Genomic DNA, 9103 nt, shown 5'->3' with positions numbered 1-9103 from the left:
CGTCCCCCCCGCCCACACCGCCGACGGACCCCGGGCCGCGACACTGGCTGGTGGCCCGTATGCCGGAGGCGGCCGGCGGAAGGCCGCCCCGCGCGACGCTGCTGTCGCTGGCGGCCGTGCTGAGCGCCGCGGCCGGCCCCGCGGTGACGGTCCGCACGACCGACGCCGGGACGGACGCCGATGCCTGGACCGACCTCCTCACCGGCGCGCCGGGGCCGACCGGGATCGTGCTGCTCACCGAGGACGGGGCCGGGACCGACGCCGACGACGTCACCGAGCGGGCTGTCCGCCACCTGGCGACGCTGCGCGCCGTCGCCACCGCTTGTGCGCGGGCCCGGGACACCGTCCCCGCCCCCGCGGTATGGCTGGTGGTGGAGGACGGCCCGGCCGGCCACTGCCCGCCGGAAGGCCCCGGTGCCGCCGTCTGGGGCGCCGCCCGGACCTGGGCCAACGAGCGGCCCGACGTCACCGTGCGCAGGATCGCCCTCACCGCGGACCGTGACCAGGACCCGCCGCTGGTCCGCCTGGCCGAGGAACTGCTGTCGGGCTCCGGCGAGGACGAGGTCCTGCTCACCGCGGAGGGCCGATTCGTCCCGCGGGCCGTGCCCGCCGAACCGCCGGCCCGCGCCGCCACCACCCCGTACACCCTGACGATGAGCGCCCCCGGCCGCCGCTACCGGCTGCGCTGGCGTCCCGCCGCCCTGCCCGAGCCGGGCGACGGCGAGGTCGTCGTCGCGGTGCACGCCGCCTCCCTGAACTACCGTGACGTGCTGGCCGCGGAAGGCACGATCCCGGAACCGGAGGGCGCCCCCCGGGACCGCGCGCCGCTGGGCCTGGACTGCGCGGGCGTCGTCACCGCTGTCGGACCGGGCGTTCCGGACCTGGCTCCCGGGCAGCGGGTGATGGGCTGGGCGGTCGGCTGCTTCGCCTCCCATGTGCGGGCCGCCGCCGTCCGGTTCGCGCCGATTCCCGAAGGGATGTCGTTCACCGAGGCGGCCACCCTCCCCACCGCCTGCCTGACCGTGTGGCGCGCCCTGCACGACCTCGCCCGCCTGGCGCCGGACGAGACGCTGCTGGTGCACGGCGGCGCGGGCGGCGTGGGCCTGACCGCCCTGCGACACGCGCGCAACGTCGGCGCCCGCGTCATCGCCACCGCGGGTACCCCCGCCAAGCGGGCCTACCTGCACCTGCTCGGCGTCGACCACGTGCTGCACTCCCGCAGCCCGCACTTCGCCGACCGGGTCGGCGACCTCACCGGCGGACGCGGTGTCGACGTGGTGCTCAACTCCCTGGCGGGCGAGTCGATGCGCCGCAGCCTGGACCTTCTGCGCCCGGGCGGCCGGTTCGTCGAGCTGGGCAAGCGTGACTTCCTCGCGGATACCCCCCTCGCCCTGGCCCCCTTCGCGCGGAACCTGGCCTACTGCGGCCTGGACCTGGTCACCCTCATGAACGACCCCGCGCGCGCCTCGGCCCTGATGACCGCCGTCTCCGACGCCGTGCACGGCGGCTTCTACCGCCCCCTGCCCCACCGGGTCTGCGACGCCGCCGAGATCGACGACGCCTTCGCCGCCGTGCGGCGCTCCCAGCACATCGGGAAGGTCGTGGTCAGCCTCGACCGGCCCCCCGCCGTCCACCCCGTCCCGGCTCGGCCGCGGCTGGACCCGCGCGCGGCGTACGTCGTCACCGGCGGCCTCAGCGGCCTCGGCGCCGCGACCGCCCGTCACCTGGCCGACCGCGGCGCCCGGCACCTGACCCTCGTGGGCCGGCGCGGGCCCGACAGCCCCGAGGCCCCGGCACTGCTGGCCGATCTGGAACGGCGCGGCGCGCGCGTCACCGTGCGCGCCGCCGACGCCGCCGACGAGACCGCCGTGCGGCAGCTCATCGCCGACCTCGACGCCCGGGAGCAGCGGCTGGGCGGCGTCGTGCACGCGGCGACGGTCATGGACGACGCCCCGCTGACCGAGCTGACGGACGAACGGGTGCGCGCCGTCCTCCGGCCCAAGCTGGCCGCCGGCCACCCTCTGGGACCGCCTCACCCGCGACCGGCGGCTCGACCTCTTCGTCCTCTACAGCTCTGTCTCCGCCCTGATCGGCAATGTCCGGCAAGGCCCCTACACAGCCGCCAACCTCGCCCTGGAGGCGCTGGCGCGCGCCCGCCGCCGCGCCGGACTGCCGGCCCTGGCGGTGGGATGGGGCGCGATCACCGACACCGGCTACGTGCGGCGCACCGGCCGCGTCGAGGAACTCACCGGCGCCCTCGGCATGGCCGGCCTGACCGCCGCCACCGCCCTGACCGCCCTGGACGAACTGCTGACCGTCCCCGGCCCGGCGGCCGTCACCGTGGGCGACGCCGACTGGGGCTCCACGCACCGCTTCCTGCGCGGCCTGGCCGCACCCCGCACCGCGCACCTGCTACCGGCCGGCCGCGAGGCGGACAGGGGAGGCGACGAGCCACTGGTGCGAGACCTCGCCGGTGTGCCGCCCGAGGAGGCCGCCCGTCTCGTGGAGGACGCCCTGACCGAGGCCCTGGCCCGGGTCATGCGCACCACTCCCGACCGCGTCGACCGCCGACGGCGCCTCGACGAGCTGGGCGTCGACTCCCTGATGACCGCGGAGCTGGCCGTCCAGATCAGCCGGCGCACCCGGCGCGAGGTGCCCGCGATGGAGCTGGCCGGCGCCGAGAGCGTCCAGGCCCTCGCCCGGCGGGTGCTGGCCCGCCTCGTCCGCCCGGCCAACGCCGGATGACCCCAGGGAGTCACCATGTCGACAGCCATCACGGGCGCCACCGGCTTTCTCGGCCTGCACCTGGTGCGGGAACTGCTCCGGCACGAGGACCACTTGCTGCTGCTGGCCCGCCCCCACCAGGTGCCCGCCCCCGAGCGCGTCGCCCGGTTCCTGCGCGCGACCTGCATGCCCGAGGCGCAGGTCCGCGCCGCGCGCCGCCGGCTGAGCGCCGTGGACAGCGACGTGCGGCGGCCCCGGCTGGGCCTGAGCGCCGGGGAGTTCCGGCGGCTGGCGGACCGCGTCGACACGCTGTGGCACTGCGCGGGCAACGTGTCGTTCTCCGCGCAGGACAGCGACGTGCCGCGCACCAACACGGACGGCACCCGCCACGTCCTGGATCTGCTGACGGCCGGGGAACGGGCACCGGTGCTGTACCACGTGAGCACCATCGCCGTGGCGGGGAACCGGCTCCACGACACCCTCTACGAGGAGGCTCCCGAACGGCCCGGCGGCTTTCTGGCCCCGTACGAGGAATCGAAGTTCGCGGCGGAGCTCCTGGTCCGGCGCTGGGCCGCGGAACACGCCCGGCCCGCCGTGGTCTTCCGGCCCGGCGGGCTGGTCACCCGGCGCCCCGGCTACCCCGGTCGCCCCCGGCAGATCGCGGCCATGGCCGCGGACACCTTCCGGGCCGCCATCCGCGCCTTCCCCGAGGCGGCCGGCACGGACGGCTCCTTCACCGTGCGGGCCGCCGAGCGGGGCGGCGTCAACCTGCTGCCCGTGGAGCACGCCGCGTACGCCATGGCCGAGGTCCCGCGCCGCCGAGCCCCGGCAGGCGTGCGGACGTACCACGTGGTCAGCCCGCGCGACACCCCGGCCGGGGACATCGCCGCCGCGCTCTCCACACATCTGGACGTCACGATCCGCCTCGACACCCGGCCCGACGCCCCGCTCTCCCCGGCATCCCGCGCCCTGCACGACATGCTCGGCGCCTACGCATCCTGGCTGCGCGTCACCCGCCGCTACGACGACACCAACCTCGCCGCCCTCGGCCTGGCCTGCCCCGCCGAACCGGCCGTCGACGCCGCGTACCTCAGGGCCTGCCTCGCATGATGCCCGTGCGGTCACCGCGCCCGCGGCCGGGCTCCCCCCCTTGGGCCGGAGCCCGGTCGTGGCGCTCGGGTTCAGCGCCCGGGAACGCGCGGCGCGCACCGCTTGGACACGGACCGACGGGTGGGTCCGGCGCACCGATGTGCCGTCCGGGCCGCGGCAACCCCCGGCCACCGCGCCGGCGCCGCCTGCCGCCCGGAGCGGCCCGGCCCGGAACCACCCCGGGCGGCTTTCTCAGCACCGCGGAAAACGATCAGCCCGCCCGACGCACGACGCCGCGCGGACGCGGGGGGAGGGCGAGGGCCGTGGTGGGCCGGTGCGGACCGCGGAGGCGAGCCGGGTCCGTCGTCCGCCTCCCGGGGGCCCCGGCGGTGACGGGACGGCCGCGAGAACCCGGGTCACGGGTGCTCCGTCGGCCGGAGCAGGCTCTCCCGGACGTGGGAGGCCAGTGCTCCGGGGCGTTCGACGACGGCCGGGTCGATGCCCAGGACGAGGTGACACACGCCGCCGTGGCTGAAGTTGGTGACCGACATCGGGCACCCCAGTGAGGGCGCGACACCGTAGACGCGGGTGGCGGTGGTGCCCCCCACGGTGATCGGTCCGCGCGCCGGGCCGGGGATGTTGCTGACGATGACGTCGTGGGAGGCGGCGAACCGGCGGAAGCCGGTGCGGACGAGCGAGGAGGGCAGCAGCGGGGTGACCCGGGCCAGTGCGCCCATCCAGTCCACGGCGCCCCGGCGCACGTGTTCGGTGAGTTCCGCGTGGACGGTGCCGATGCGCGTGGCGGCGTCCATGGGGCGGGAGAGGAGACGGACGCCGACGACGAACCAGTGGTTGCCCACCGGACTCGGGTCGTGCCGGCCGGCCGGCGCCCGGCCGTAGGGCACCAGCACCCGCAGCCGCTTCCGCCCGGCCGCCCGCTCCTCGTTGTAGCGTCGGCAGCCCTCGGCCACCCCGGCGATGAGGGCGTCCTGGAGGGAGCCGCCGGTACCGCGCGCCACCGAGCGGAGTGCGGCCTGGGGGACGTCCACGGTCACGTACCGGCGCGCGCCCCTGCCCGGACCGCTCGGCGGGCCGTAGGGCAGGCGGGCCATGTCGCGGGCGGCGCCGGCGAGGAACCGTGCGCTGTCCCGCGCGGTGCGCAGCCGCCGGCGCCACCGGACAGGGACCGGATCGCGTGCGGTGGCGGGCCCGGCGGGCCGCCCGCCGGAGTCACCGGGCAGCATCAGGCGGAGACCGGACAGGCGCAGCAGCATCTCCCGCAGGCGCAGCCCGTCGGCGATCCCGTGGGAGATCCGCAGCAGATACGCCGTCCCGCCCGCCGCCAGTCCCTCGATGAGGTGGGCCTCCCACGGAGGGCGGCAGGTGTGGAGCGGCTCGACGGCGAGTCGCTCCACGAGGGCGAGCACGTCCTCCCAGGCACCCGCACCAGGGGCGGGCACGCGGTGGATGTGACCGGCCGCGTCGAAGGACGGATCGGCCACCCAGCGCGGGGGGCCGCCCTGGCGCCCGGTGGGCGCCTTCACCGTGGCGCGCATGCGGGGCAGGAGATCGGCGGCCCGCTCGTGCCAGGCGACCAACTCGCGCTGACCGACGCCGCCTTCGAGCGCCATCAGGATCATGATGTCGGGCCGGAGGTCGGTGTCCGTCTCGATCCGCCATATCAGGCGGTCCTTCGCCGTCATCCGGTCCGCGGACGGCCGGGCCGGGCCGCCGCGTTCAACCCGCTCCGCCATGACATCCCCTTCCTTCCCCGCCGCGCCGGTGCGCGCGCCAGACCAGAGCGGCGGCGGCCAGCGCCAGCAGACGTGTCGTGCGCGGGTCGCCGCCCCGCAGCGGTGTCCCCGCCCGGCCGGGCGGGGACGCCTGGAGGCGCAGGCCGCCGCCGGCCAGGTCCCGCAGCACCTGTCTGGCCTCCGCAGGCCCGTTCCGGGCGCCGATGATCGTCTCCAGCGCGGCGCGGGCGACCTGCCCCTCCGACAGGAATTCATGGGCGAAATGCAGCAGGAGCCCCCGCATCTCGCTTCTGAAGACATCGGTGACCGATATCTCGGGCGCCAGACAGCGCACCGAGCCGTCGATGTTGGCGAACGACTTCCCGAGAATGGAAACCATGGGACTGGTCTGTATCCCGCGCCTGCTGCTGTGCCTGATCGCCGCGGCCAGTGTGGTGCCGAAGTTCAGTTCCTCCAGTGATGCCCTGGTTATCCTGGGCACCAGGACGCCGATGTCCGCGATGAATCCGGCCGTGTCCGCCCAGGGGGTGGGCTTCCCCATCTCGATCCACGCCTTCGCCGCCGCGGCGCCGTCGTTCTCCGCGATGGCGATGAGGATCAGGGTGAGCCCCATGCTCGTTCCGCGGTCGACGCGGCCCACCATTCCCCAGTCGATGACCGAGGCGCCCAGGGCGGGGTGGACGAGGATGTTGCCCGGATGCGGGTCGGCGTGGAAGAACTGCTCCCGGAAATAACCCCGGTAGCAGAACGACAACAGCTCCCGCCCGATGGCGAGCCGTTCCTTCTCGGCGAAGTCCCGGTGATCGGCGTCCCGGATCAGCACGCCGGCGGCACGGGTCTGCACCAGGACCCGGGGCGTCGCCAGCACCACCCGGGGGACGGATATCCGCCGGTACTCGCGGGTCAGCGGACGGACCGCGTCCATGTTCCTGGCCTCCAGCCGGAAGTCCAGCTCCGGACGCATGGCCTCCAGCACCACCGCGAGCGTCGCCTCGACGTCCATGGTGGCGTTCAGCCTGGGAGCGCCCCGGGCGACCACGCGGGCCGCGCGCCGCAGCATCCGCATGTCCGCGTCCATCAGGGGCCTGATCCCGGGGCGCTGGACCTTCACCACCACGGGTTCACCGCCCGGCAGCACGGCGGCGTAGACCTGGGCCAGCGAGGCGGACCCCAGGGGCCGCACGGTGTCGAACGTGCTGAAGGCGCTCCGCCAGGCGGGCCCCAGCTCGGCCTCCAGGACGGGCTCCATCGCCTCGAACGGCAGGGCGGCGGCGCGGTCGTGCAGCTTCTCCAGCTCCTTGATCACGGCGCCGGAAACCAGGTCGGGCCTGGTCGAGAGGATCTGGCCCACCTTGATGTAGAGCGGTCCGAGACGTTCGAACGCCTCCCGCAGCGCGATCGCACGCCGCTCCCCGGGGCCCGGCGCGGATCCCGCCCCGGAGGCCGCGGGGCCGGACACCCGTCCGTCCGTCACCTCGCGGAGCACGAGGCCCCCGGCGACCCGGGCGAGCAGGCGTGCGCGGGCGGCGCTCACCGGCACCCGGCCGTTCCGGGGGGCCAGTTCCGACGCCGACGCGGTTCTCGCGGCGGAACACCGTGCTGTCCCCGGGACATGGGCACCCTCCCTGTCGTGTCCGCTCCGATCGAGCCGCGGCCGGCGGGGCCCCGGGCGCCGGCGGTGCGGGTCGGTCATGCCCGGGGCTCCACCACGGCCGCGGCTATCGCACGAGCGCGTCCTCACGGTCCCGGCCCCTGCCTCGGTCGTGCTCGTGATCGTGATCGTGGTCCCTGTCCTCCAGGAGTGCCTTCAGGGCTTTCCTGAGATGGCGTTCGCTGTCCTCCAGCCGGTCGATGACCTCGTCCGCGAAATCCTTGGAGCTCTCGGCCAATTCGGAGAGAAACCTCGCCAGGCCGCTGCGTTTCCTGGCCATGATTGCCTATTCCTTTCTTTCCGTCACATCGCTGACCCGTATCGCGGTGCCGTGCTCCGGCGCTCGGCACAGCGCTGAATCCGGTTGCCGGGGCTTCCACGCGCCGGTATGCGCCGCCACCGGATCGGGAAGTTTTTCCCTGCCTGTCCATTAGGCCGCGCCGCCGACGGGGGGCGCAGCAAAGGAAGATCCCATGTCTGTTGAAAGCTCGCTCGTGTTGAGATACGGAGGAAGCCCGGATGCCCACCCGGCGTGTCCCGAATATCCAATTGCGTCGATTGCTCGGGGAAGCCCGCTGGACGGGACAGGCCCTGGCGGACGCGGTGAACCGGGCCGGCGCCGAAACCGGCACCGCGCTGCGCTACGACCGCACCGCGGTCTCGCACTGGCTCGCCGGCACCAAGCCGCCCCCCGCCGTGGGACGCCTCGTCGCGGAGGTGCTGTCGCGGCGACTGGGCCGCGAAGTCACACTCGTCGAGACGGGGCTCGCCCACGGGCCGACAGGCACCCGCCCGGCCGACGCCCCCGGCGCGGGCGCGCCGGCCACGGACCCCGCCACCGCGCTGACCGAGCTGGCCGGGACGCCCGGCGCCCGGCGCCGCACCCCGCCCGACTCGGCGTACAGCCTGGCGGCCACCCACCTGCCGGCCTTCGCCGCGCTCCCACCGTCCGCGCCCGCGGCGACCCCGGCCGCCGGGGAGCGCATAGGCGCGGCACAGGTGCGCCTGGCGGCGCAGATGCTCCAGGTCTTCTCGGACACCGATCTCACCTACGGCGGCGGCCGGGCCCGGCGTGCCCTGGCCACGTTTCTCGGCACGGACGTCGCGCGGTGGCTGCGCGCGCCCGCCGCCGGGTCCGCGCGCGCCGGACTGCTGGCCGGCGCGGCCGATCTGGCGTACCTGGCCGGTTTCATGTGCTTCGACGAGACCCTGAACGGCACCGCCCAGCGCTACTACACCGTGGCCGTGCGGCTCGCGGCCGACGCCGGCGACGCCGAACGCTACGCGATGGCGCTGCGGGCCATGAGCGTCCAGGCCCAAGCCCTCGGCCACCACCGGGAGGCGCTTCACCTGGCGGGCGCCGCCGTCGCCAGCGTCTCCCCCGACAGCCCCCGCACCGCCTTCCTCGTGGGGCAGCTCGCCGTCGCCAGCGCCGCCGTCGGCGACCGCGGGGCCGCGCTGCGCCACCTCGCCACCGCCGAACGGAACATGGGGAGGGCCGCCCCACGCACCACGGGAATCGGGATCTACCACGAGGCCGCGCTGGCCCGCCAGCAGGCGGCGGCCCTCACCCACCTGGGCGATCTGCCCGGCGCGGCCGACCGCCTGGCGTTCTCCCTGCGTCACCGGCCGCGAGGCGAACGCAGGTGTCGCGCCCTGACCAGGGCCGAGCTGGCCGAACTCCGCCTGCGGATGGGGCACGTGGAGAGCGCCTGCGAGCAGTGGCGGGCGTTTCTGGTCGACTATCCGCTGCTGTCCAGCGGCCGGGCCGACCGGGCGCTGCGCGACTTGCGCCGGGGCCTGCGGCCGTACGCGGCCTCCGTGCCGGCCGCGCGCGATCTGCTGGCACGCACCTCCTGCGGGCGCCGCCGCACCGGGTGACCGT

6 protein-coding genes and 2 pseudogenes are annotated in these 9103 nt (G+C 75.6%); 5 read left to right on the top strand and 3 right to left on the bottom strand.

Annotated features, from left to right (window positions below; genetic code table 11):
- Positions 1 to 59: 59 nt before the first annotated feature.
- The 4 genes and pseudogenes from ACSNOC_RS07720 to ACSNOC_RS07705 all read left to right on the top strand — a co-directional run.
- Positions 60 to 1958: pseudogene (locus tag ACSNOC_RS07720) on the top strand (SDR family NAD(P)-dependent oxidoreductase); the annotation flags it as partial.
- A gap of 79 nt (positions 1959 to 2037) precedes the next feature.
- Positions 2038 to 2193, top strand: a pseudogene (locus tag ACSNOC_RS07715) (KR domain-containing protein); the annotation flags it as partial.
- Positions 2194 to 2217: 24 nt separating this feature from the next.
- On the top strand, positions 2218 to 2745 hold the full coding sequence (locus ACSNOC_RS07710; RefSeq protein WP_436746513.1) for an acyl carrier protein: 528 nt from the start codon (positions 2218 to 2220) through the stop codon (positions 2743 to 2745).
- Between the two features lie 15 nt (positions 2746 to 2760).
- Complete coding sequence (locus ACSNOC_RS07705; protein ID WP_436746512.1) at positions 2761 to 3834, top strand: SDR family oxidoreductase; 1074 nt, start codon at positions 2761 to 2763, stop codon at positions 3832 to 3834.
- A 395-nt stretch (positions 3835 to 4229) separates the two neighbouring features.
- On the opposite strand, the gene ACSNOC_RS07700 is transcribed toward ACSNOC_RS07705, so the two are convergent.
- The 3 genes from ACSNOC_RS07700 to ACSNOC_RS07690 all read right to left on the bottom strand — a co-directional run bounded on the left by ACSNOC_RS07700 (position 4230) and on the right by ACSNOC_RS07690 (position 7498).
- Positions 4230 to 5567, bottom strand: a complete 1338-nt coding sequence (locus ACSNOC_RS07700; RefSeq protein ID WP_436746511.1) for a wax ester/triacylglycerol synthase domain-containing protein — start codon at positions 5565 to 5567, stop codon at positions 4230 to 4232.
- A complete protein-coding gene (locus ACSNOC_RS07695; protein WP_436746510.1) occupies positions 5551 to 7101 on the bottom strand; it encodes an ABC1 kinase family protein in 1551 nt (516 codons plus the stop codon). Before ACSNOC_RS07695 ends, ACSNOC_RS07700 begins: the two co-directional genes overlap by 17 nt.
- A 184-nt stretch (positions 7102 to 7285) precedes the next feature.
- The gene (locus tag ACSNOC_RS07690) at positions 7286 to 7498 is read right to left on the bottom strand and encodes a hypothetical protein (RefSeq protein ID WP_436746509.1); all 213 of its coding nucleotides are present in this window, start codon (positions 7496 to 7498) and stop codon (positions 7286 to 7288) included.
- 278 nt (positions 7499 to 7776) lie between these two features.
- Here ACSNOC_RS07690 and ACSNOC_RS07685 point away from each other — a divergent pair, with 278 nt between their 5' ends.
- A complete protein-coding gene (locus tag ACSNOC_RS07685; protein ID WP_436746508.1) occupies positions 7777 to 9099 on the top strand; it encodes a tetratricopeptide repeat protein in 1323 nt (440 codons plus the stop codon).
- Positions 9100 to 9103 lie beyond the last annotated feature (4 nt).

Source organism: Streptomyces sp. URMC 129, assembly GCF_051386415.1.
Taxonomy (GTDB): Bacteria; Actinomycetota; Actinomycetes; order Streptomycetales; family Streptomycetaceae; genus Streptomyces.
The sequence above is the reverse complement of the archived record's forward strand: the minus strand, read 5'-3'. Positions and strand labels throughout refer to the sequence as shown.

Coding starts and splice junctions, on each gene's coding strand:
- ACSNOC_RS07705 (WP_436746512.1), top strand. CDS start 2,761: ATGTCGACAGCCATCACGGGCGCCACCGGCTTTCTCGGCCTGCACCTG.
- ACSNOC_RS07700 (WP_436746511.1), bottom strand. CDS start 5,567: ATGGCGGAGCGGGTTGAACGCGGCGGCCCGGCCCGGCCGTCCGCGGAC.
- ACSNOC_RS07690 (WP_436746509.1), bottom strand. CDS start 7,498: ATGGCCAGGAAACGCAGCGGCCTGGCGAGGTTTCTCTCCGAATTGGCC.